This is a genomic window from Azospirillum agricola (assembly GCF_020005195.1).
Classification (GTDB): Bacteria; Pseudomonadota; Alphaproteobacteria; order Azospirillales; family Azospirillaceae; genus Azospirillum; species Azospirillum agricola.
In genome coordinates this window covers 1,744,757-1,767,073 of the sequence record NZ_JAIFZR010000005.1, presented here as the reverse complement: position 1 = coordinate 1,767,073, position 22,317 = coordinate 1,744,757, and the positions used below count along the sequence as shown (strand labels likewise).

The following is a 22,317-nucleotide window of genomic DNA, read 5'->3' as shown; positions in this document are numbered from 1 at the left end:
ATCACCGCCGGAACAGGAACTCGCGGCCGACCTTCACGCGCTTCTCGCCGTCATACTCGATGATGTCGGCGGTGGCGTAGGTCTCGGTCCAGCGTTCGGGCAGATAGCTGCCGGTGCCGATGATGTCCACGGGGGCATTGGCTTCCGCCATCAGGCGGCATTTCGCCGGGCCGAAGCCGCTGCTGGCGACGATCTTCACCGCCGGGAAGCCGGCCTCGTCCAGCCGCTCGCGGACGTAATGGATCGCCGCCGCCGACACGCCGGTGCCGATCAGGTAGCGGAGCTGCGTCTCGTCGCGGTAGCCGCGGATCGAATGCGGCGCGTGGCGCTCCAGCACCGCGTAGGAACCCGGCGGATCCAGCCCCTCGACGAAGCGGCCGCCCGGCGTGTCGAGCCGCAGGGTCAGCTTGCCCGCCGCGGCCAGTTCGGGGAAGCGGCGGCAGACCTCCAGACCGTCGGTGATCTCGCGGCCGAAATAATCGACCAGCACGGTCAGCGGCAGGTCGGGGAAGGTCTCGTGGAACATCTCGGCCGCGCGCACGGTGGAGCCGGCGTAGCCGATCAGCGCGTGCGGCATGGTGCCCATGCCCTTGGCCTGCCCGAAGAAATGCGCGGTGGCGTCGGTGGCGTTGCCGACGAAGCCCTTGGCGCCGACCTTGCGCTTGGCGCGGTCGGAGCCGACCGAGGCGGCGTAGGCCATCGTCTCGGCCATCTCGGTGCCGGCGCAATGGCGGGCGTCCATGGCGAGGAAGGCGACCTTGGGCAGGTCGGCGCACATGGTGAAGGCGTTGTAGGCGGCGACGCAGGCCGGCCCCAGCTTCTGAAGCAGGATCGTCTCGGTGTCGACCAGATGATAGAAGGAGCCGGTGACGTAGAGGATCGGCTCGCCGGCGCCGACCCACTTGCCCTCCGGGAAGTTGAGCTGGATGTCGACCGTGAAGCCGCGCTCGCGCGCCACCGCCTCCAGCCATTCCAGCGCCAGCCGGGGGGCGCAGACCACCGGGCGGCGCATGAAGATGGCGTAGGTCACCTGCTTGTCGCCGAACTTGCCGACGGCCTCCTTGGTGCGGCGGAAATAGGTATCGGTCCAGTCGCCGATCGCCGCCGTCGAGGGGTGGACGGCCGCTGGCCGCTTGCTGCTGTCGCTCATACCGATGCCCTCGCCTTCCGCCCCTGCCCGTCACCGCGTGAACGCCGGCGCCGCCCGCACCCGATCAGGTACGGAGAATGCCGAACTGAATGGACAGCCAGCATTATACGGCCGGGCTCCGCTGTGGAAGAGGCTTCCACCCGGAACGACCGTGGGCGGATGGCAGGGTTGCGCCGGCGGCGTGGGTCGCCGACAGGCTCCCGGCGCATCGAAACAGCGTAAAATACCGATATTTGACGCCCCACCTTCGGCCCTCTACCCTCATCCGAAAGAGGGTGGTGGGCGTCATGGCGAAGGCGGCGACGAGTGACATGGCCAGCGGTGCGACAGCCGACCCCGCGTCGGAACCCGACCGGATCGGCAGCAAGATCGTCGTTGTCCTGCTTGGTCTGCTGGTGACGCTGGCCGCCGCCGGGGCCGGCGGCGCCCTGATGCTGAAGCCGGCCACCGCCCACACGGGCACCGGCTCCGCCGCACGGCCCCCGGCCGGAGCGGAGGCGGCGGTCGCCACCTACGCCACCCTGCCGACGATGAACTTCACCCTGAGCGACGGCAGGCGCCTGCGCGAGCTGCGCGTCCGCGCCGTGCTGGAACTGGATCCCTCCATCCCGCTCGACAGCGTCAAGCCCCACCTGCCGCGCATCGCCGACGCCATGAATCTGCGGATGCTCGACGTCGCGCCCGACGAGCTGCGCGGTCCGGACGGCACGCACTACATCAAGGACGCCCTGCGCTTCGCCGCCGACAAGGCGATGCGGCCGCTGAAGGTGCGTCAAGTGCTCGTCCAGGACATGCTGCTGCGCTGATCCGCCGCTTCGCATCCACGGCACCGCACCCCATATCCCTCCCCGCCCCCTCGACAGGCCCGGCGGAATGCGGAACACTCCGCCCGCCCCGCCAGAGAGCCCAAGCCGGGGCGCCAGACTTTGCGGAGCGGAAGGAGACGGCAGTGGCCGAGTTCGATTTCGACCTCTTCACCATCGGGGCGGGGTCCGGCGGCGTCGCCGCCAGCCGGCGCGCGGCGTCCTACGGCGCCAAGGTGGCGATCTGCGAGGGCAGCCGGGTCGGCGGCACCTGCGTGATCCGCGGCTGCGTGCCGAAGAAGCTGCTGGTCTACGCCGCCCAGTTCCGCGACGGCTTCGAGGATTCGCGCGGCTACGGCTGGGACGCGCACGCGCCGGCCTTCGACTGGGAAACCCTGATCGCCCGCAAGGACGCCGAGATCGACCGGCTGAACGGCATCTACATCAGCATGCTGAAGAATTCCGGCGTCACCCTGATCGAGGGCAACGGCCGGATCATCGACCGGCACACGGTCGAGGTGGCCGGCCGGCGCCACACCGCCCGCAACATCCTGATCGCCACCGGCGGCTGGCCGTCGCTGCCGCCCATCGAGGGGATCGAGCACGCCGCGACCTCGAACGAGGCGCTGCATCTGCCCACGCTGCCGCATTCCGTGCTGATTCTCGGCGGCGGCTACATCGCGGTCGAGTTCGCCGGCATCTTCCGCGGGCTGGGCGCCGAGGTGACGCTGATGATCCGCGGCGACGAACTGCTGAACGGCTTCGACGACGACATCCGCATCGCGCTGGCCCAGGAGATGCGCAAGCGCGGCATCACCATCATTTCCCGCTGCAAGCCGGTGAAGCTTGAGCAGGGGCCGGGCGGCTACACCCTGACCGACCATATGGGACGCCAGCATTCCGCCGGCCTCGTCATGGCCGCCACCGGCCGCCGGCCCAACACCAAGGACCTCGGCCTCGAATCGGTCGGCATCGCGCTCGACGGGAAGGGCGCCATCCCGGTCGACGACCAGTCGCGCACGTCGGTGGACAACATCTACGCCATCGGCGACGTCACCGACCGCATGGCGCTCACCCCGATCGCCATCGCCGAGGGCCGCGCGCTGGCCGAAACGCTCTACAACGACAACCCGACGCGGATCAGCTACGACAACGTGCCGACGGCCGTCTTCTCCATCCCGCCGCTCGGCACCGTCGGCCTGACCGAGGCGGAAGCCCGCGCCAGGTTCCCGAAGATCGACATCTACAAGGCCGGCTTCCGCCCGATGAAGCACACCATGTCCGGCCGCGACGAGCGGGTGCTGATGAAGCTGGTGGTCGACGGCGAGAGCGACCGCGTGCTTGGCTGCCACATGATGGGCATGGACGCGCCGGAGATGATGCAGGCGCTGGGCATCGCGCTGAACGTCGGCGCCACCAAGCGCGACTTCGACCGCACCATCGCGCTGCACCCCTCCACCGCCGAGGAATTCGTGCTGATGCGCGAGAAGGCGCCGGAGACGAAAAGCCTCTGACAATACCCCTTAAGGTATAAGGCAACGGGGCGGGCCGCTTTTCTGGAACGCTTCTAAAGGGGCCGTGTTGATGGCCCCGGAAGCGCATCCTGGAACGGCCCGCCCACTGGCCCGCCGGCCCGTCCGGTCCCGGATCCTCCGCATCCTCGATGCCCATGAGAGGGGGGATTTTCCGTATGTTCATGCACAACAAGAATTTGATGTACACGGTCCGCGTGTCGGAGCCCAACCCGCAGCTGGCCAGCCTGATGCTGGAGCAGTTCGGCGGACCGCAGGGCGAACTGGCCGCCGCCATGCGCTACTTCACGCAGGGGCTGGCCGACGAGGATCCGGGCCGCAAGGACATGCTGATCGACATCGCGACGGAGGAATTGAGCCATCTGGAGATCATCGGCTCGATCGTCGCCATGCTGACCAAGGGCGTGAAGGGCAAGCTGGCCGAGGCGTCGGAGGAGACCGCCGACCTCTACGCCACCATCACGCAGGGGTCGGGCAGCCACACCCTGTCGCTGCTCTACGGCGGCGGCCCGGCCCTGGTGAACTCGGCCGGGCAGCTGTGGACGGCCGGCTACATCGACAGCATCGGCGACCCGACCTGCGACCTGCGCTCCAACATCGCCGCCGAATCGCGCGCCAAGATCGTCTATGAGCGGCTCATCAACCTGACCACCGATCCCGGCGTCAAGGACGCCCTGGGCTTCCTGATGACCCGTGAGATCGCGCACCAGAAAAGCTTCGAGAAGGCGCTCTATTCCATCGAGAACAACTTCCCGCCGGGCAAGCTGCCGGGCATGCCGGAATACACCGACAAGTACTACAACACGAGCCAGGGCGAGGGTGACACGCGCGGCCCCTGGAACCAGGGCGCGCAGTGGGAGTATGTCGACGTCAAGCCGACCGACGCCCCGGTCAACGGCGGCGACGGCACCCCGTCGGTGAAGCTGGCCGCCAAGGAGATGGCCGCCGTCAACGCGGTCGCCGCCCGCACCATGTCCAACCCCGCAGCCGATCCGGTCACCGGCGCCGACCTCGGCGCCGGACCGGGTGCCGGCAAGACGACGACCAAGACCAAGAGCAAGGCGTAATCCCTGCTCCGGGCCGCCGTCCCTACTCGGCCGGGACGGCGGCCCCACCCCGCCGCTCCCGGCCCATCAGACGGGTCAGCAGGTAGAGCGCCGGCAGCGCCCCGGCCATCGACAGCAGGAAGAAGCTGACCCAGTCCATCCGGTCGGCCAGCCAGCCCGACGAGGCGCCGAACAGGTCGCCGCCCAGCTTGTAGAAGCTCGACAGCAGCGCGTATTGCGTCGCCGTGTAGGCGGCGTTGCACAGGCCCGACAGGTAGGCGACGAAGGCCGCCGTGGCGATGCCGCCGCAAACATTGTCCACCGCCACCGTCACCGCCAGCATGGTGACGTCGTGCCCGGCCCAGGCCAGCGCGACGTAGCCGAGATTCGACACCATCTGAAGAATGCCGCCGATCATCAGCCCGCGCAGGGTGCCGACCCGTCCGACCAGCAGCCCGCCGAGCAGGCCCCCGGCGATGGTCGCCCACAGGCCGAACAGCTTGGTCACCGTGGCGATCTCGCTCTTGGTGAAGCCGAGATCGACGTAGAAGGGCGCCGACATTACGCCGGCCAGCACCTCGCCCAGCTTGTAGCTGGCGATGAATCCCAGGATGACGATCCAGCCCTGCCGCCCCATGAACTGCGCGAAGGGCGCCACCACCGCGCCGTAGAGCCAGGACAGCAGCTCCGCCATGCGGCCCGACAGGTGCGGGCGCGCCGCCAGCCAGTCAGCGACATGCCGCTCGCGCGCAACGGATTCCGCGGACTCCGCGATTTTCGGCTCGCGGTTCAGCAGGATCGTCACCATGCCGACCAGCACCAGCGCCGCCATCGCCTCGTAGGCGGCGCGCCAGCCGTGGAAGTCGGCGATGTAGAGCGCTCCCGCCCCCGCCGCCATCATCCCGAAACGGTAGCCGAGCACCAGCACCGCCGCCCCGGCCGCCTGCTGCTTCTCCTCCAGCACCTCGACGCGGAAGGCGTCGACGACGATGTCCTGGCTGGCCGAGCAGAAGGCGACGATCACCGCGAACAGCGCCGTCCACCACAGGTCGGTCCCCGGATCGGTGGTCCCCAGACCGAGCAGCGCCGCCGCCAGCGCCGCCTGCGCCGTCAGCGCCCAGCCGCGCCGCCGGCCGAACAGCCGGGTCATCACCGGCAGGCGCAGACGGTCGATCAGCGGCGCCCACAGGAACTTCAGCGCGTAGGGCATGGTGACCAGCGCGAACAGGCCGATGCTGGTCTTGCTGACGTCCGCCTCGCGCAGCCAGACATTCAGCGTCGCGCCGGTCAGCGCCAGCGGCAGCCCTTCGGAGAAGCCGAGAAACAGGATCGCCAGCACCCGGCGATCGAGATAGACGGACGCAGCGTCGCGCCAGGAGGATGCCATCACCGGAAACGCCTTCCATGGGACTCGACCGCTTGCCTTATAAAAGGCGCCTCCGGTCCCCGCCAGCGATCAAATCGCCCGGCCCGACGCCCTACCAGACAACGACATAGTCGATCCGGGGGGCGGTCAGCCAGCTGGCCAGCACCGCGTTGGCCCAGGCCCGTTCGGTTTCGGCCTGGAGCAGCATCAGCTTGCGGCGGAAATCCTCGTCCTTCTCGCGTTGCTTGCGCAGTTGCGCCAGCAGCGACTTGGCGGCCGCGTCGCCCCGTCCGGCCGCGATGCCCAGCCAGGTCTCGGCCTCCGCCACGTCCTGCCCCATGGTGTCGAGGCCGGTCAGGTAGAGCCGCCCCACCGCCGTCTGCGCCTGGAGGTTCCCGTTCTCCGCCGCCCGCCGCATCCATTGCAGGCCCTGGTACAGGTCGCGTTCGACGCCCTGTCCGCGGTGCATCAGCAGGCCGAGGTTGTATTGCGCGTCGGCGACCCCGCCCTCGGCGGCCACGGCGAACCAGCGCGCGGCGGTCGCCGCATCGGCGGGAACGCCCTTCCCTCCCTGCGCGCGCAGGCCGAGATGATGGGCCGCCAGCGGGTGCCCCTGGGCGGCGGCGGCCTCCATGAGCTCCAGGGAACGCCGGCGGTCCGCCGTCACCCCCTTGCCGTCGGCGAGCATCTGGCCCAGCCGGTACTGGGCCCAGGGATGGCCGGCGTCGGCGGCGCTCCGGAACCAGCCGGCCGCCCGCGCCGCAGACTTGGGCGTGCCGCCCAGGCCGTAGAGATGCATCTGGCCCAGCTTTTCGGCCGCGGCCGCCGATCCGGTCTCCGCCGCCGCCCGCAACTCCTGTGCGCTCTCCCCGGCGTAGCGGTCGGGATCCTGAAGCAGGGGACTTTTGCCGGAGTCGCCCGGCACGAAGCTGGCGGTCGCCCGATCCCGTTCGGAGCAACCGCTGGTGTCGCATATCCGGATGGTCGGCGAAACCTCGCCGGTCCGGGTGGCGTTGCAGCCGGCGGCGCTGGCGAGCACAGCCAGCAACGCCAGTACGCGGGTGATGCGATGCGTGCGCATGGAGGCTCCCGGTCGATGGGGGTGCGGGCGCCGGGACGGGCGCGCCGGTCGCGAAGGGGGACGGGCGGGCGGCTTCCGGCGAGAGTTCATGCCGGAAACCGCCCGGGCCCGTTACTGGACCTTCAGCGTGCCGCCGGTGCCGAGGCCGCCCTTGACGGTCTGCGCCTTGTAGTTCTTCAGCCCGGCGACCATTTCGCTGTAGGCGTCGACGAAGGCAACCACCGTCGCCTCGCCTTCCGGCGTCTTCTTGTAGCCGCCGAGCACGCCGCCGGCGCTGCCGCCCAGCGCGCCGAGCGCCGCGCCGAAATCGGTGGCCGTCGCGTTGCCGGTGGAGATGCCGATCTGCACCGACGAGCGGATGTCGAACAGCGACAGCGTCACCGCCGTGCTCTTCTGGTTCATCATGCCGCCGAGGGCGCCGCCGACCGGCCCCAGCAGGGCCCCGCCGACCGCGGCGCCGAGGCCGCCGGTGTTGGCCGAGGCGAACAGGATCGCCGGCTCCATGAAGTAGTCGGCGGCGACGCGCTGCCCCTTCTGCTGCTTCGAGCCCGCCCGGTACTCGCCGTTGCGCTGCTGGTCGGTGATGCCCTGCATGCGCGAATCAAGGCGGCTGTTGCCGACCGAGGTGATGACGAAGCAGTTCGACTGGGCGACGATCAGGCGGATCATCGGCTCGACGGTGGTGATCTGCGTCGCGCGGGAGAAGGGGCCCCACCAATCCGCCGAGCGGCCGTCGTCCACGGCCAGCGTGCCGAGCGGCTGGTCGCAGCGCGGCAGGTTGGAGGCCGCGTTCACGCTGGTCGACCCGGCCGCCGAACCGCTCATTCCCCCCGTGCCGCCGCCGGAGGACACGCAGCCCGCCAGAGTCATCACCGCGCCGCACACCATCGCGCCCTTGAACATACGACCGAACATCGGTCCTCCAGAATTGAATGGTTTCGTTCACACTCTAAAAAGGTCAGAACCGTTGACGGTCTACACCCCCGCAAGATGACCGATTCGTACGTTTGCAACCTATCTCCGTCAATGCATCCCTACGCCGCAGGCCGGGCCGCCGGCGCGAAAAGAACGTTTCCGGCCCGGCCGGCGCGCTCCATGCCGGGCTCGGGCGGCGCAGCGTTGCGGAAGCGCCCCCCGAAACTGTGGAAAAGTTGCGGCGAATCGGGCATAGAGGGGATCCCGTACGTCTAAGGAAGAGCAGGCGCGTCATGGTCGAGCGTTGGACACCCGCCAGTTGGAGGTCGAAACCGGTCAAGCAGATGCCGGTCTATCCCGACCAGACCAAGGTCGAGTCGGTCGAACAGCGCCTCGCCGCCTACCCGCCCTTGGTCTTCGCCGGCGAGGCCCGCCGGCTGAAGGCCAAGCTGGCCGACGCCGCCGCCGGCAACGCCTTCCTGTTGCAGGGCGGCGACTGCGCCGAGAGCTTCGCCGAGTTCCACCCGAACAACATCCGCGACACCTTCCGCGTGCTGTTGCAGATGGCGGTCGTGCTGACCTTCGGCGCCGCCATCCCGGTGGTCAAGGTCGGCCGCATGGCCGGCCAGTTCGCCAAGCCGCGTTCGGCCGACATGGAGACGCTGGAGGGGGTCGAGCTGCCCTCCTACCGGGGCGACATCATCAACGGCTTCGACTTCACCGCCGACGCCCGCGTTCCCGATCCGGAACGCATGATGCAGGCCTACACCCAGGCGGCGGCGACGCTGAACCTGCTGCGCGCCTTCGCCCAGGGCGGCTACGCCGACCTGCACAAGGTCCACCAGTGGACGCTCGGCTTCGTCGAGCGCTCGCCGGCCGGCGAGCATTTCCAGGAGCTGGCCAACCGGCTGGACGAGACGCTGGCCTTCATGGCCGCCTGCGGCATCACGGCGGAGACCACCCCGCAGATCCGCGAGACCGACTTCTTCACCAGCCACGAGGCGCTGCTGCTGCCCTTCGAGCAGGCGCTGACCCGCATCGACAGCACCACCGGCGACTGGTACGACGTGTCGGCCCACATGCTGTGGATCGGCGACCGCACCCGCCAGCCCGACGGCGCCCATGTCGAGTTCCTGCGCGGCGTGAAGAACCCGATCGGCCTGAAATGCGGCCCGACCACCGATCCGGACGAGCTGATCCGCCTGATCGACATCCTGAACCCGGCCAACGAGGCCGGCCGGCTGACCCTGATCGTCCGCATGGGCGCGGAGAAGGTGGCGGAGAAGTTCCCGCCCCTGCTGCGGCGCGTCCAGCGCGAGGGCCGCACGGTGGTGTGGTCCTGCGACCCGATGCACGGCAACACCATCAAATCGACCACCGGCTACAAGACCCGCCCGGTCGAGAAAGTGCTGGCCGAGGCGCGCGGCTTCTTCGACGTGCACCAGGCCGAGGGCACCCACGCCGGCGGCGTGCATTTCGAGCTGACCGGCCAGGACGTCACGGAATGCACCGGCGGCGCCCAGGCGATCACCGACCACAAGCTGGCGCAGCGCTACCACACCGCCTGCGATCCGCGCCTCAACGCCAGCCAATCGCTGGAGCTGGCCTTCCTGCTGGCCGGCGAGTTGAAGCGCGGCCGCGGCGAGCGCGACGCCCGGCGCCGCGCCTCGGTCGCGGCGGAGTAAGGGATCGCGCGGGCAGCCACCTTCGTTCGGCCTTCCGTCATGCCCGGCCTTGAGCCGGGCATCCACGCGCAAATCTCAAGCGCGCTCGTGGATGACCGGGACAGGCCCGGTCATGACGTGGGGGACGAAATCGGCACAGCCCGGTTTTTTCAGCGCACGACCATCCGGTCCAGCAGAACCTCGCGGATGCGCACCCCGCGCAGTTCACGGTCGAGCACGCTGCCGATGGTGCTTTTCATCAGCCTGGCGCCCTCGGCCCCGGACAGCTGCTGCGGATCGATCTGGCGCAGCCTGTCCGAAAGCTGGTCGGCGATGCGCGGCACATAGGGGTCGGCGACCTTGCCATCGACCGACGGGTCGATCTCCAGCAGCACCTTCACGTCGATCAGCCGGGCGTCGCCGCCACCGAGCGTGAAGGTCATCTGCGGCAGGGCGGCATAGTGCTTCGCCGGTTTCGCCTTTTCGGAGGCCGCCGGCACCGGCGACCGATTCTTGGAGGCGAGGACGGCGCCGGCCGCGCCGAGCCCGCCCAGCGCCAGGATGAGGCCGGTGAGGACGAACGGCATCAGGGACACCGTCTCGCCGTTGCGGTTTCGATGGACCAGTCGCAAGACCGCCTTTCCGACCCCGGTGCCGGGCTCTGAAACCGTTCAACCTGCCAACATTTTAGACAAGCCCGACAAATTGGTCAAACGCACCTTCGGCGAGCCGGCGGGAGCGAATCAGGCGGGCAGGACCGGAACATTGTCGATCAGGCGGGCCTTGCCCAGCCACGCGGCGGCCAGCAGGCGGGCCGGGCGTTCGACACGGGTGACGGGAGCCAGGGTTTCCGCATCGCGCAGTTCGACATAGTCGATGTCGCCGAAACCGGCCTCGGCGATCCGGCCGCGCACCCGCGTCAGGGTGGCGTCGGGATCGGCCCCGCCCGCCAGCGCGGCGGCGGCGGCCGTCAGGGCACGGTTCAGCTCCGGCGCCCGCGCCCGCTCGTCGGCGCCGAGATAGGCGTTGCGCGAGGACAGCGCCAGCCCGTCGGCCTCGCGCACCGTCGGCAGCCCCTCGACCCGCACCGGGATGTCGAGGTCGCGGGTGAAGCGGCGGATGACCATGAGCTGCTGGTAATCCTTCTCGCCGAACACCGCCACGTCGGGCAGCGCCTGGAGGAACAGCTTGGTCACCACCAGGGCGACGCCGCCGAACATCTGCGGACGGAAGGTGCCGCACAGCCCCTCGGACGGGCCGCCGACGGAGATGGCGGTGGCGAAGCCCTCCGGGTACATCCCCCGCGCCGTGGGGGCGTAGAGCGCGTCGCAGCCCGCCGACAGCAGCTTGGCGGAATCGCCGGCCTCGTCGCGCGGGTAGCGGTCGAAGTCCTCGTGGGGGGCGAACTGGGTCGGGTTGACGAAGACGCTGGCGACCACGCGGTCGGCCAGCTCGCGGGCGCGGCGGACCAGCGCCAGATGCCCGTCATGCAGGGCGCCCATGGTCGGCACCAGGGCCACCGTCCGGCCTTCGGCGCGCCACGCGGCGACCTGGGCCCGCAGATCGGCGACCGTGCGCAGAACCGGCAGGGCGTCGTCCTGCCCGGCGCTGGAATGGTCGGTCGGAGCAACCGTCGGCGTCGTCATGGCGTCGTCCCTCGCGCGCGTCGAAAACCGCGCGCTGGATAAACCGCCAGACCGTTCCTGTCCAGAGATGCTTTCCAGACGACAGAGTGTTTCCCGCGGTGACTCCGGTCATCCCGGAGGCGGGCCGCAGGGCGGGCGCGCGACGGAGAAGGCCGCCCCCTTCTCCACCGGGCGGGAGCTGGCGGTCAGCGCAGCAGCGTGACGGCAACCAGATAGGTCAGGTTCGCCCAGGCGCCCAGGGTGGCGAGCACCACCAGGAACGACGGCGCCAGAACGGCCGAGCCGATGATGATGGCCAGCGCGACGAGCAGGGCGCCGACGGCCATCAGGGAAATGCGGGTGTCTTCCATGGAATGTCATCCGGATCGATGGAGAAGGATGCCCCTTCCTAGACCATCGCAACCCGGTTTGGGGCTGATCTGCGTCAATCAACCACACGGAAGCACCACATTAGCAACCGTTGATTCCTGGCGGCGGGCAACAGCCGCAGGAATGCTCGCCAAAGATGTGGTTTCTCCTGAAAATATTCTTCGCGGCCGGCAAAGACACCGGCCCGAGCCGGGCCGGGCCGGAAAAGCAAAAGGCTCCGAGGAGGACCTCGGAGCCTTTCGTGATGGTGGGCGCGACAGGGATTGAACCTGTGACCCTTCGCGTGTGAAGCGAATGCTCTACCGCTGAGCTACGCGCCCGATCCTTGAAAACCGGTCCGGGCTCTCCCCCGGTGGATGCGTCGTCGCCGTCTTTCGTCGGCCCCGCCGCTGCGGTGGGCGGGTTTCTAAGCCCTCGGCGGATGGGTGTCAAGCATGAGTTTCATCCCAATATGAAAGAAATCGTCCGACCGCCGCCAACCGACGGAGCACACCCCGCCGTGACCAGTCCGCTCCCCGTCCGACGGCCCCGCGCCGCGGCCCTCGCCGTCGCGCTGCTCGCCCTGCCCTCCGCCGGGCTGCTCGGCGCCTCCGCTCCGGCCCGCGCCGCCGAGCCGCTGGCCGCCACCTACCGGCTCCACATCGGCGGCCTCGCCGTACTGGACATCGTCGCAACGCTGGAGATGGGCGACCAGAGCTACCGGATGGAGGTGAAGGCGCAGACCGAGGGATTCCTGAACCGGCTGTTCCCCTGGCAGACCGTCTCGCGCAGCGACGGTGCGGTGCGCGGCGGCCGGCTCGTCCCCGCCCATCACAGCCAGAGCAGCGTGTTCCGCGAAAAGCCGCGCAGCGTGACGCTGGAGTATGACGGCCAGGGAAACGTCGCGGCCACCGTCCTGCCGACACCGCAGGAGGACGGGCGCGAGCCGGTGCCGGATGCCGAGCGGCAGGCCACCTACGACCCGCTCAGCGCCTTCCTGACCGTGCTGGCGGCGTCGGCGCGGGGGGAGGCCTGCACCCGCAGCCTGCCCGTCTTCGATGGCCGGCGGCGCTACGACATGCAGTTCCAGGACGTCGGGCCGCGGCTGGTGGGGGCGTCGCGCTATTCGATCTTCTCCGGAACGGCGCGGCAGTGCCGGGTGTCCTACCGGCCGGTCGCCGGCTACGCCCGCACCGCGCCCGGCAACGGCTTCTGGCAGCGCAATGGCGCTGCCGCCGAACGCCCGCCGGCCGACCTGTGGCTGGCGCCGGTCGTCCCCGGCCAGCCGCCGCTGCCGGTGCGGCTGGAAACCGACAGCGACCTCGGCGCCGTCGTCATCCACCTGACCGGCGTCACGCCGCCCGACGGAACTCCGTCCACTGGGACTCCGCCCGCGGGGTCCCCATCGGCTGGAAATCCGGCCGCGCCTCGTCCCCGATGATCGAACTGGTGTCGATGACGTGGGTGGACACCTCCACGCCGATCCGGCGCGCGTCCATGATCAGGGCAGCCGACGACGGCCACAGCATGCGGCCATCCACCTCCAGCAGCGCGCCATCAATCCGCGCGGCGTAGCCGCCCACTTTTCCCATGTGAATGATTCGAGCGATGCGAACGGCCATGGCGTGTTTCCTTCCGGCTGGCCGCCGTCGCGCGGATCGCCGGGCGACGGCGGGCGCCGCCGCCGGGTCCGCACCCGACAGGCTTTTCGTTGGTGGGTCATACCGTCGGATGCGGCCCGCGCCAGAAGCAGGGCGAGAACGGTGACCACCGACAGTTCCACCGCCGTCTCGCCGCTCTGCATCATCGCGTTCCCCCTCAGCCGGGCGTCGCGACGGTGAAGCGCCGCATCGACCCACGCATAGTAGGGGCAATGCGGCGCGCCGTCCTCCGTCCGGACGGATAAGGGAGCTCGTCAAAGGGATATCGGGGGATAGTCCGTCCCATCCGAAAGACAGGTGGTCCGCTATGCCACCGGGCAGGTCCGCGCCAGCCGCTCCAGCGCTTCGGGAAGCTCGGAGAAATGATCCAGCACCAGATCGGCGCCCAGTTCCGCCACCGGCATGCGGGGATAGCCGTAGCTCATCGCCACCACCGGCACCCCGGCGGCGCGCGCCGCCTTCACGTCGTTGCCGTTGTCGCCGATCATCGCGGCGCGGGCGCCCGACGCCGGCTCGCCCAGCCGCTCCAGCACCCAGGTCAGGTGGCGGCCGTCCGGCTTCTTCACCGGCAGCGTGTCGCCGCCGGCCACCGCCGCGAAGAAGGGCGCCAGCCCCAGCCGGTCGAGCAGCTTGCGGCTGATGCGCTCCGGCTTGTTGGTGCAGAGGCCGAGCCGGACCCCGCGCTCCGCCAGCCCCGCCAGCGTCCCGACCACACCGGGGTAGAGGGCCGAGGGCTCCTCGTCGTCGAAATAGCGGTCGAGGTAGTCGCGCAGGACCGGCTGCACCGCCGCCTCGTCCGCCAGCGGCTCCCCGGTCGCGGCGAAGGCCTGCCGCACCAGCATGGCCGAACCGTCGCCGACCATCGTCCGCACCTGCGCCTCGGTCAGGGACGGGCGGCCGAAGCGCGAGAGCGTGCGGTTCAGCACGCGGGTCATGTCGGGCGCGCTGTCGATCAGCGTGCCGTCGAGGTCGAACACGAGCGCGGCGAAGGGAAAGGTCATCGGAAGCCCCATATCCTGGATCGAAGGCGAAGGGAGACGGCAGCCTCGATAGCATGGGACCGCCCCCCCCACCACGCCCACCCCATCATGCCAGCCCCTCCCCACCTTTCGGCACCCCGCCCCGGCCGGCGGTTTTAGGCCGTGGCATCTATGACACCGTGACACAAAAGTTGACTTGGGCTTCCCCCTCCGCCTGTGGCACATCAGCGTTGGCAGGCGCCACCGTCACGTGCGGCGGCCCTCCGGTTCCCATCGTCACCACGCCATATCCCGCCGACCCGCCACAGGCACGACCAGGAAGACCCCCATGGCCCATCGTCCACTCGCCTGCGTGATCCTCGCCGCCGGCAAGGGCACCCGCATGAAGTCCGATCTGCCGAAGGTCCTGCACCGCGTCGCCGGCCGGCCGATGGTCGGCCATGTGCTGGCCGCCGTGAAGGCGCTCGACCCCGACCATGTCGTCGTCGTCGTCGGCCCCGGCATGGAGAGCGTGGCCGCCGCCGTCGCCCCCTACCCCACCACCGTCCAGCACGAGCAGCGCGGCACCGCCGACGCCGTCCGCGCCGCCTTCGGCCTGCTGGAGGGCTTCACCGGCGACGTGGTGGTGCTGTACGGCGACACGCCGCTGGTCACGCCCGACACGCTGCGCGCCATGGTGGCGGCGCGGCGACAGGCCGCCGACCCGGCGGTGGTCGTGCTCGGCATGCGGCCCGACGACCCCGGCGCCTACGGCCGGCTGATCCTGAACGCGCGCGGCGGCCTGGAGAAGATCGTCGAATATCTCGACGCCAGCGCGGAGGAGCGCGCGGTCGGCCTGTGCAACGCCGGGCTGATGGCCTTCGACGGCGCCCGCATGTTCGACCTGATCGGCCGCGTCGGCAACGACAACGCCAAGAACGAGTTCTACCTGACCGACGTCGTGCAGATCGCCCGGCGCGCCGGCATGGCCTGCGCCGTGGTCGAGGCCGCCCCGGCCGAGGTGGTCGGCGTCAATTCCCGCGCCGAGCTGTCGGAGGTCGAGCGGCTGATGCAGCGCCGCCTGCGCAAGGCGGCGATGGACAACGGCGCCACGCTCAGCGATCCCGACAGCACGATCTTCAGCGTCGACACCCGGCTCGGCCGCGACGTGATCGTCGGCGCCCATGTGGTGTTCGGCCCCGGCGTCACCGTCGGCGACAACGTCGAGATCAAGCCCTTCTGCCACCTGGAGCAGACCCGCGTCGAGTCCGGCGCCAGCATCGGCCCCTACGCCCGCCTGCGTCCGGGCGCGGAGATCGGCCCCGATGCCCACATCGGCAACTTCGTCGAGATCAAGAACGCGGTGATCGAGGCCGGCGCCAAGGTCAACCACCTGACCTACATCGGCGACGCGCGGGTCGGCGCCAAGGCCAACGTCGGGGCCGGCACCATCACCTGCAACTACGACGGCTTCGGCAAGCACCACACGGACATCGGGGCCGGGGCCTTCATCGGCTCCAACAGCGCGCTGGTCGCCCCGGTTCGCATCGGCGACGGCGCCATCGTCGGGGCCGGCAGCGTGGTGACCACCGACGTCGAGGCCGACGCGCTGGTCGTCGCGCGCGGTCCCCAGAAGGCGTACGCCGGCTGGGCCGCCCGCTTCCGCGAGCGGAAGCGGAGCGAGAAGGCGAAAAAGGCTTAAGATAGCCCATATTCCCGGCTCTCCTTTTCCGGCCTTGCGTCTTCCTCCGCCCTTCTCTATCGGTCGGCGGGATCTTTTCAGGAGTATCGGCCCATGTGCGGCATCATCGGCATCATCGGCATCCATGACGCGGCCCCCCGGCTGGTGGAGGGCCTGCGCCGGCTCGAATACCGCGGCTATGACAGCGCCGGCGTGGCCACCCTGGTGAATGGCGGCATCGAGCGCCGCCGCGCCGAGGGCAAGCTGCTGAACCTGGACATGAAGCTGCGCGACACCCCGCTGTCGGGCACCGTCGGCATCGGCCACACCCGCTGGGCGACCCACGGCGGCCCGACCGAGGCCAACGCCCACCCGCACGCCACGCCGCGCGTTGCCGTCGTCCACAACGGCATTATCGAGAACTACCAGGAGCTGAAGGACGAGCTGATCGGCCACGGCCACGCCTTCGAAAGCGCGACCGACACCGAGGTGATCGTCCATCTCGTCACCCACTACATGGAACAGGGGATGACGCCGGTCGAGGCGTCGGCCGCGTCCTTCAAGCGCTTCACCGGCGCCTTCGCGCTGGTCCTGATCTTCTCCGGCGAGCATGAGCTGATGATCGGCGCCCGCCACGGCACGCCGCTGGCGCTCGGCTACGGCGACGGCGAGATGTATCTGGCGTCGGACGCCTTCGCGCTGGCGCCGCTGACCAACCGCATCTGCTATCTGGAGGACGGCGACTGGGTCGAGGTCAGCCGCTCGGCCGCCGTCGTCCACGACGCCAGCGACGCGGTGGTCGAGCGCGCGGTGCGGACGACCGCCGTGTCCGGCGCCCTGATCGGCAAGGACGGCTACCGCCACTACATGCTCAAGGAGATCTACGAGCAGCCGCAGGTCATCGGCGACACGCTGAACGCCTACATCAACCCCGAGACCAACTTCATCGCGCTGCCGGAGTTCCCCTTCGACGTGGCGAAGGCGACCAAGGTGACCATCGTCGCCTGCGGCACCGCCTATTACGCCGGCTTCGTCGCCAAATACTGGTTCGAGACGCTGGCCCGCATCCCGGTCGAGGTCGACATCGCCTCGGAGTTCCGCTACCGCGAGGCCCCGCTGCCGGAGGGTGGCGTCGCCATCTTCATCTCGCAGTCGGGCGAGACCCTGGACACGCTGGAGGCGCTGCGCTACTGCAAGCGCCAGGGCCAGAAGATCCTGTCCATCGTCAACGCGCCGGAAAGCACCATCGCGCGGGAATCCGACGCCGTGCTCTACACGATGGCCGGGCCGGAGATCGGCGTCGCCTCGACCAAGGCCTTCACCACGCAGCTCACCACGCTGGCCTGCCTGGCGGTGACGGTCGCCCGTGCCCGCGGCGCCATCGGGCCGGAGCGCATGCAGCAGATCGCCCACGCGCTGCGCGAGGTTCCGGCCCGCGCCGCCGACGTGCTGGCCCACGACGAGCGCCTGAAGGAGCTGGCCCAGGAGGTGGCGGAGGCGCGCGACGTGCTGTATCTCGGCCGCGGCGCCATGTACCCGCTGGCCCTGGAGGGCGCGCTGAAGCTGAAGGAGATCAGCTACATCCACGCCGAAGGCTACGCCGCCGGCGAGCTGAAGCACGGGCCCATCGCGCTGATCGACGACAACGTGCCGGTGATCGTGCTGGTGCCGTCCGACGCGCTGTTCGAGAAGGTGGTGTCGAACGTGCAGGAGGTCTGCGCGCGGTCCGGCAAGGTGCTGCTGCTCGCCGACAAGAAGGGCATCGACAAGCTGGGCGACAAGGTCCGCTGGTCGGTGGAGCTGCCGAGCTGCGACCCGCTGATCGCCCCGCTGCTCTACGCCATCCCGGTTCAGCTCCTCGCCTACCACACGGCGGTGCTGAAGGGCACCGACGTCGACCAGCCGCGCAACCTGGCGAAATCCGTCACCGTCGAGTAACCGCGTCGGCCGATCCTGTCGCGCCGAGCGCTCGGGCGTCCGCGCCCGAGCATTGTGGCGGGCATCCGGCGTTCTTGGCGCGCCGGAGCGCTTGAGAACTTCAATGGTTCAAGAACCAGCCTGGTCGCGTGCGGATTCCGGCTCGGGTTCGGCCTGGCCGTCATTGTCCGGAGCAGGAGCCGCCAAGGAAATCGGCATCACCGACGGCAGGCGCCTCATCGGCGCCCGCTGCCGGCCGGTTTCTGTTCAATCCCTCGGAGGGAATCCGGGCAACCAGTCCTTCGGATTGAGTCTGAACGATTTTTGCTAAAATTTGATTTGCATCAGTGCATGACGATCTCGTCTGTCCTAGGCAAGGCGCCAATCCTGACGAAAGCCCGCTTCCGTCCGGCATGCGCCGTTCGCCCTCCATCGATCTGCGAGACTCGCCATGCGCCTCAACGAACCGATCACCAACCGTGAAATCGAGATGGAGGACGGGGTCCTGCTGGTGTCGCGCACCGACACCGGCGGCCGCATCACCTTCGTGAACAAGGCCTTCGTCGACATCAGCGGCTTCGCGGAGTCGGAGCTGATCGGTTCCCCCCACAACCTGATCCGCCACCCCCACATGCCGAAGGCGGCCTTCGCCGATCTGTGGGCGACGGTGAAGGACGGGCGGCCCTGGGAAGGGCTGGTGAAGAACCGCACCAAGACGGGCGACTTCTACTGGGTGCGCGCCAACGTCACGCCGGTGATCGAGGACGGCAAGGTCACCGGCTACATCTCCATCCGCACCAAGCCGTGCCGCGACCAGATCGCCGCGGCGGAGCGGCTCTACGCCGACATCCGCGAGGGCCGCGCCCCGCATCTCAGCGTCCGCGACGGACAGGCGGTGCGCAAGGGCATGCCGGCCCGGCTGGGGCGCTGGTCGGTCAGCGTCGCCGGGCGGCTGACCGGCGTCTTCGCCGTGATGATCGTGGCGATGGCGGCGGTCGGCGGCGTGACCTTGAAGGGCATGGCCGATTCCAACGCCTCGCTGAAGACGGTCTACGAGAACCGGACGATTCCGGCGGTGCAGGTCGGCGACATCCTCGACCACATGCGCGATCAGGTGCAGACCCTCCAGCGGCTGGTGATCGACGCCCGCGACGGCACCGACCGCAAGGCGATGGAGGCGCGCGAAGCCCGCATCGCCGCCAACAGCGCGACCATGGACAGCCAGTGGACGCAGTATCTCGCCTCCGCCATGACACCGGAGGAGAAGACGCTCGCCGACCGCTTCGCCGCCCAGCGCACGGCCTTCCAGCGCGACGCCCTCGCCCCGGCCCTGGAACTGGCGAAGGCCGGCGATTCGCTGCGGCTGGAAACGCTGATCCGCGACAAGGCGACGCCGCTGTTCGACGCCGCCCACGCCACCAACCGGGAACTCCTGACGCTCCAGGTCACGGTCGCCCGCACGGAGTATGAGGGCGCGGCGGCCGACTTCCGCTGGCATCTCGGCTTTGCGCTGGCCGCCGGACTCGCCGTGCTGCTGATGGCGGCGGCCTTCGGAGTCCTGCTTCTGCGGACGGTGCGCAAGCCGCTCGACCGCTTCACCCTCGATTTCGACGCCATCGCCCGCAACGATCAGAGCCACATCATCGCGCTGCCGGTGGCCACCGAATTCCATGCGCTGACGGCGCAGCTCCGTGGCCTCAAGGCCCGGCTCGGCTACGCGGTGCAGGAGCGCGTCGAGCGCGCCCGCCAGGCCGACGAGGACCGCCGCCGCGCGCTGGAAGCCATGGCCTCCACCGTGGAGCGCGAGGCCGGCCGCGCCGTCGAGGAGGTCGCCACCCGGACCGGCGGCATGGCAAGCGACGCCGAAGGCATGGCGGGGGCGGCCGAGCGCGTCAGCGCCAACGCCCAGACCGTGTCCTCGGCGGCGGAGATCGCGCTGGCCAACGCCCAGACCGTGGCGGCGGCGAGCGAGGAGCTGGCGGCCTCGATCCGCGAGATCTCGTCGCAGGTCGCCCATTCCAGCGCCGTCACCCGCCGCGCGGTGGAGAGCGGCGCCCACACCCAGGTCACCATCCGCTCGCTGTCGGAAACCGTCGCCAAGGTCGGCGAAGTGGTCAACCTGATCCAGAACATCGCCGGCCAGACCAACCTGCTGGCGCTCAACGCCACCATCGAGGCGGCGCGCGCCGGCGAGGCCGGCAAGGGCTTCGCCGTGGTGGCCAGCGAGGTGAAGAACCTCGCCAACCAGACCGCAGCCTCGACCGAGGAGATCACCCGCCAGATCGCCGCCATCCAGGAGGTGACGGGCCAGGCCGTCGCGGCGGTCGAGGAGATCGGGCGCACCATCGCCGAGATCGACCACATCTCCGGCTCCATCGCCGCCGCGATGGAGGAGCAGACCGCCGCCACCCAGGAGATCAGCCGCAACGTCGTCGAAACCTCGACCGCCGCGCTGGAGGTGTCGCGCCGCATCGCCGCCGTGTCCGAGGAGGCCGACCACACCGGCGAGCAGGCCGTCCACGTCAAGCAGGGCTCCGGCGACGTCGCCCGCGCCATCGAGAATCTGCGGCAGGTGCTGGTGCGGGTCGTCCGCACCTCGACCAGCGACGCCGACCGCCGCCGCAAGCCGCGCTTCCAGGTCGATGAGGCCGGGACCCTGCTGGTCGGCGGTGGCCGTTACTCGGTGACCGTGCGCAACCTGTCACTCGGCGGCGCGCTGATCGACCCGGTGCCGGCGCTGAAGGGCGGCCTGCCGGCGAGTTCGCCCGGCGTGCTGCGGCTCGACCGTCTCGGCGCCGAGGCTGCGGTCGTCATCAAGGCGATGGAGCACAACCGCCTCCATCTCGCCTTCGACCAGGATGGCGGGCTGTCGGCGGACTTCGCGCACGCCATCCAGTCCGTCACCAAGGGGCTGCGGCCGCTGGACGTCGCCGCCTGAGACCGCTTCCCGAGACCGCTCCGTTGCCTCGCTGACGCGCGGCTTACAGCCGGCAAACCACATTCCCGCCGGCTGTAACCCGGTTGCGGTTGCCGCTGGCACCGCCAGACGGTATCTGTGGTCGCGGGGAACGGTCGCGGGAATCTTGCGGCCGGCGTGGGCGGGATGGCAAGGCTTCGGCCGGGCGGGGAACGGGGATGGACAAGCAGCCGGTCGATTACGCGCGGTACCGCATCCTCGTGATCGAGGACCAGCCCTTCGTCCGCCGCACCATCGTCCAGATCATGGCGCAGATCGGGTTCCAGGGCGTCGCCGAGGCCGACAACGGCGAGAGCGGCATGCAGGAATGCATCCGCACCAACCCCGACCTGATCGTCTGCGACATCGACATGAAGCCGGTGTCCGGCCTGCAATTCCTGGAGCGGCTGCGCACCAGCGCCGAGGCGGCCAACCCGCGGGCGCCGGTGGTCTTCCTGACCAACCACACCGAGTCGGAAATCGTGAAGCAGGCGATGGCGCTGGGCGTGAACGGCTTCGTCGTCAAGCCGCCCTCCTTCGCCGCGCTGAAGGAGCGGGTCGACCGCCTGCTCGGCGGCCGGTGACGCCGGTGACGAACAGGCACGTCCTGGCGTTGGCGGCGCTGCTGCCGTTTCTCGCCGGCTGCTCCGGCGAGCCGTCGGAGGCCGACATGCGCCGTCTGGTCGAGGCGCACACCCGCCGCGCTCTTGAGCGTCAGGGACAGGGCGGTTTCCGCGCCTTCGACGTCTTCCGCAAGCAGGGCTGCGTCGCCGCGAAGAGCAAGTCCGGCGGCAAGCCCGGCCAGTACGACTGCTACTACGCCGCGACCTTCGTGCCGCAGCCCGGCCAGCCGCCGCTGACGGTCAACGGCAAGGGCCGCTTCGGCAAGAGCGAGACGGGCGACAAGGGGCTCGTCTTCGAGGATCTCGGAGCTCAGCCACGTTGACGCGGCCCCGCCTTCACGCGCGCCCCGCCTACGCCGCCTCGCTGCGCGCCATCCGGGACAGCCGGCTCAACGGGTCGCCGTCCTCCGCCTCGAAGCAGGTCGCCACGTCGTCGCACACCTCGCAGTTGGGGGACTTGCACAGCATCATCCCCTCGCGCTCGCAAAGCTGGCGGTAGAAGAACTTCTTCCATTTCATGTCGTTGGCGTTCAACGCCACCAGCGCCGGGAAATGCCGGCGGAACATGACGTTCAGCTCGCGGCGGTCGTGAAAGCCCATGTCCTGCCAGAGATGGTTGGGCTCCAGCGAGCGCCGCGCCAGGATGGCGGCCAGCCAGCGCTCTTCCTCGGTCCGCCGGGCGCCGTGCTCGACCAGGAAATCGCGCAGGTCCGGCTCCTCGATGGCCTCCTCGCCGGTGCCCTCCCCGGTCAGGGCGGACACGGCGGGGGCGTGGGCGGGGGCGTGGCGGGCGGTCAGGGCACCGAGATCGGCTTTCGCCAGGGCCAGGGCCTGCGGCAGGGCGCGCTGCGGATCGGACGCGGCGCAATCCAGGATGCGGTCGAAAATGATCCGGTCGATGGCCGCGCCGACCCGGTCGAGCAGCACCGGACGGGAGGGCGTGGGAGGCTCGGTCATGGCGCGCTCCGA

The 22,317-nt window shown here is 69.8% G+C and carries 20 protein-coding genes and 1 tRNA gene; 10 read left to right on the top strand and 11 right to left on the bottom strand.

The window, feature by feature from the left end:
- Position 1 precedes the first annotated feature (1 nt).
- Complete coding sequence (locus tag JN22_RS23455) at positions 2 to 1,150, bottom strand: nicotinate phosphoribosyltransferase (RefSeq protein ID WP_085556190.1); 1,149 nt, start codon at positions 1,148 to 1,150, stop codon at positions 2 to 4.
- A gap of 311 nt (positions 1,151 to 1,461) precedes the next feature.
- On the opposite strand from JN22_RS23455, the gene JN22_RS23450 reads away from it, so the two are divergent.
- The 3 genes from JN22_RS23450 to JN22_RS23440 all read left to right on the top strand — a co-directional run bounded on the left by JN22_RS23450 (position 1,462) and on the right by JN22_RS23440 (position 4,552).
- Positions 1,462 to 1,956, top strand: a complete 495-nt coding sequence (locus tag JN22_RS23450; RefSeq protein ID WP_085557318.1) for a flagellar basal body-associated FliL family protein — start codon at positions 1,462 to 1,464, stop codon at positions 1,954 to 1,956.
- A 143-nt stretch (positions 1,957 to 2,099) separates the two neighbouring features.
- The gene (gene gor / locus JN22_RS23445) at positions 2,100 to 3,467 is read left to right on the top strand and encodes a glutathione-disulfide reductase (protein WP_085556189.1); all 1,368 of its coding nucleotides are present in this window, start codon (positions 2,100 to 2,102) and stop codon (positions 3,465 to 3,467) included.
- Positions 3,468 to 3,643: 176 nt separating this feature from the next.
- The gene (locus JN22_RS23440) at positions 3,644 to 4,552 is read left to right on the top strand and encodes a manganese catalase family protein (RefSeq protein ID WP_085556188.1); all 909 of its coding nucleotides are present in this window, start codon (positions 3,644 to 3,646) and stop codon (positions 4,550 to 4,552) included.
- 22 nt (positions 4,553 to 4,574) lie between these two features.
- Here the strand turns inward: JN22_RS23440 and JN22_RS23435 are convergent, their stop codons facing one another.
- From JN22_RS23435 to JN22_RS23425, 3 genes are all read right to left on the bottom strand, one after another.
- Positions 4,575 to 5,918, bottom strand: coding sequence for an AmpG family muropeptide MFS transporter (locus JN22_RS23435; protein ID WP_085556187.1), 1,344 nt, complete (start codon positions 5,916 to 5,918; stop codon positions 4,575 to 4,577).
- Between the two features lie 91 nt (positions 5,919 to 6,009).
- Positions 6,010 to 6,978, bottom strand: coding sequence for a tetratricopeptide repeat protein (locus JN22_RS23430; RefSeq protein WP_085556186.1), 969 nt, complete (start codon positions 6,976 to 6,978; stop codon positions 6,010 to 6,012).
- A 111-nt stretch (positions 6,979 to 7,089) separates the two neighbouring features.
- Positions 7,090 to 7,893 (bottom strand): hypothetical protein, encoded by an 804-nt coding sequence (locus tag JN22_RS23425; protein WP_085556185.1) that lies wholly within the window; start codon positions 7,891 to 7,893, stop codon positions 7,090 to 7,092.
- Between the two features lie 293 nt (positions 7,894 to 8,186).
- Between JN22_RS23425 and JN22_RS23420 the strand changes: the two genes are divergently transcribed.
- Positions 8,187 to 9,578 (top strand): class II 3-deoxy-7-phosphoheptulonate synthase, encoded by a 1,392-nt coding sequence (locus tag JN22_RS23420; protein ID WP_085556184.1) that lies wholly within the window; start codon positions 8,187 to 8,189, stop codon positions 9,576 to 9,578.
- 149 nt (positions 9,579 to 9,727) lie between these two features.
- On the opposite strand, the gene JN22_RS23415 is transcribed toward JN22_RS23420, so the two are convergent.
- From JN22_RS23415 to JN22_RS23400, 4 genes are all read right to left on the bottom strand, one after another.
- Entirely contained in the window at positions 9,728 to 10,189 is a 462-nt protein-coding gene (locus JN22_RS23415; RefSeq protein WP_223677857.1) for a flagellar basal body-associated FliL family protein, read from the bottom strand.
- A gap of 111 nt (positions 10,190 to 10,300) precedes the next feature.
- A complete protein-coding gene (panC, locus tag JN22_RS23410) occupies positions 10,301 to 11,203 on the bottom strand; it encodes a pantoate--beta-alanine ligase (protein WP_085556183.1) in 903 nt (300 codons plus the stop codon).
- Between the two features lie 185 nt (positions 11,204 to 11,388).
- Positions 11,389 to 11,553 (bottom strand): sugar tyrosine-protein kinase, encoded by a 165-nt coding sequence (locus tag JN22_RS23405; RefSeq protein WP_085556182.1) that lies wholly within the window; start codon positions 11,551 to 11,553, stop codon positions 11,389 to 11,391.
- A 264-nt stretch (positions 11,554 to 11,817) separates the two neighbouring features.
- A tRNA-Val gene (locus JN22_RS23400) sits at positions 11,818 to 11,892 on the bottom strand.
- Between the two features lie 179 nt (positions 11,893 to 12,071).
- On the opposite strand from JN22_RS23400, the gene JN22_RS23395 reads away from it, so the two are divergent.
- Complete coding sequence (locus tag JN22_RS23395) at positions 12,072 to 12,992, top strand: DUF3108 domain-containing protein (protein WP_223677856.1); 921 nt, start codon at positions 12,072 to 12,074, stop codon at positions 12,990 to 12,992.
- Here JN22_RS23395 and JN22_RS23390 read toward each other — a convergent pair.
- Positions 12,904 to 13,173 carry a hypothetical protein gene (locus JN22_RS23390; RefSeq protein WP_085556180.1) on the bottom strand — a complete coding sequence of 90 codons (270 nt, stop codon included), beginning with the start codon at positions 13,171 to 13,173 and terminating at the stop codon, positions 12,904 to 12,906. The genes JN22_RS23395 and JN22_RS23390 overlap by 89 nt on opposite strands.
- Positions 13,174 to 13,517: 344 nt before the next feature.
- Positions 13,518 to 14,213, bottom strand: coding sequence for a phosphoglycolate phosphatase (gene gph, locus JN22_RS23385; RefSeq protein WP_085557316.1), 696 nt, complete (start codon positions 14,211 to 14,213; stop codon positions 13,518 to 13,520).
- A gap of 307 nt (positions 14,214 to 14,520) precedes the next feature.
- On the opposite strand from gph, the gene glmU reads away from it, so the two are divergent.
- The 5 genes from glmU (at position 14,521) to JN22_RS23360 (ending at position 21,671) form a co-directional block, all read left to right on the top strand.
- Entirely contained in the window at positions 14,521 to 15,873 is a 1,353-nt protein-coding gene (gene glmU / locus JN22_RS23380) for a bifunctional UDP-N-acetylglucosamine diphosphorylase/glucosamine-1-phosphate N-acetyltransferase GlmU (RefSeq protein ID WP_085556179.1), read from the top strand.
- A gap of 93 nt (positions 15,874 to 15,966) precedes the next feature.
- Positions 15,967 to 17,790 (top strand): glutamine--fructose-6-phosphate transaminase (isomerizing), encoded by a 1,824-nt coding sequence (gene glmS / locus JN22_RS23375; RefSeq protein WP_085556178.1) that lies wholly within the window; start codon positions 15,967 to 15,969, stop codon positions 17,788 to 17,790.
- A 430-nt stretch (positions 17,791 to 18,220) separates the two neighbouring features.
- The gene (locus JN22_RS23370) at positions 18,221 to 20,707 is read left to right on the top strand and encodes a methyl-accepting chemotaxis protein (RefSeq protein WP_085556177.1); all 2,487 of its coding nucleotides are present in this window, start codon (positions 18,221 to 18,223) and stop codon (positions 20,705 to 20,707) included.
- 197 nt (positions 20,708 to 20,904) lie between these two features.
- A complete protein-coding gene (locus JN22_RS23365; protein ID WP_085556176.1) occupies positions 20,905 to 21,309 on the top strand; it encodes a response regulator in 405 nt (134 codons plus the stop codon).
- A gap of 5 nt (positions 21,310 to 21,314) precedes the next feature.
- Positions 21,315 to 21,671, top strand: a complete 357-nt coding sequence (locus JN22_RS23360; RefSeq protein WP_085557315.1) for a hypothetical protein — start codon at positions 21,315 to 21,317, stop codon at positions 21,669 to 21,671.
- A gap of 28 nt (positions 21,672 to 21,699) precedes the next feature.
- Here JN22_RS23360 and JN22_RS23355 read toward each other — a convergent pair whose 3' ends face one another.
- A complete protein-coding gene (locus JN22_RS23355) occupies positions 21,700 to 22,305 on the bottom strand; it encodes a nitrogen fixation protein NifQ (protein ID WP_085556175.1) in 606 nt (201 codons plus the stop codon).
- Positions 22,306 to 22,317: the final 12 nt, after the last annotated feature.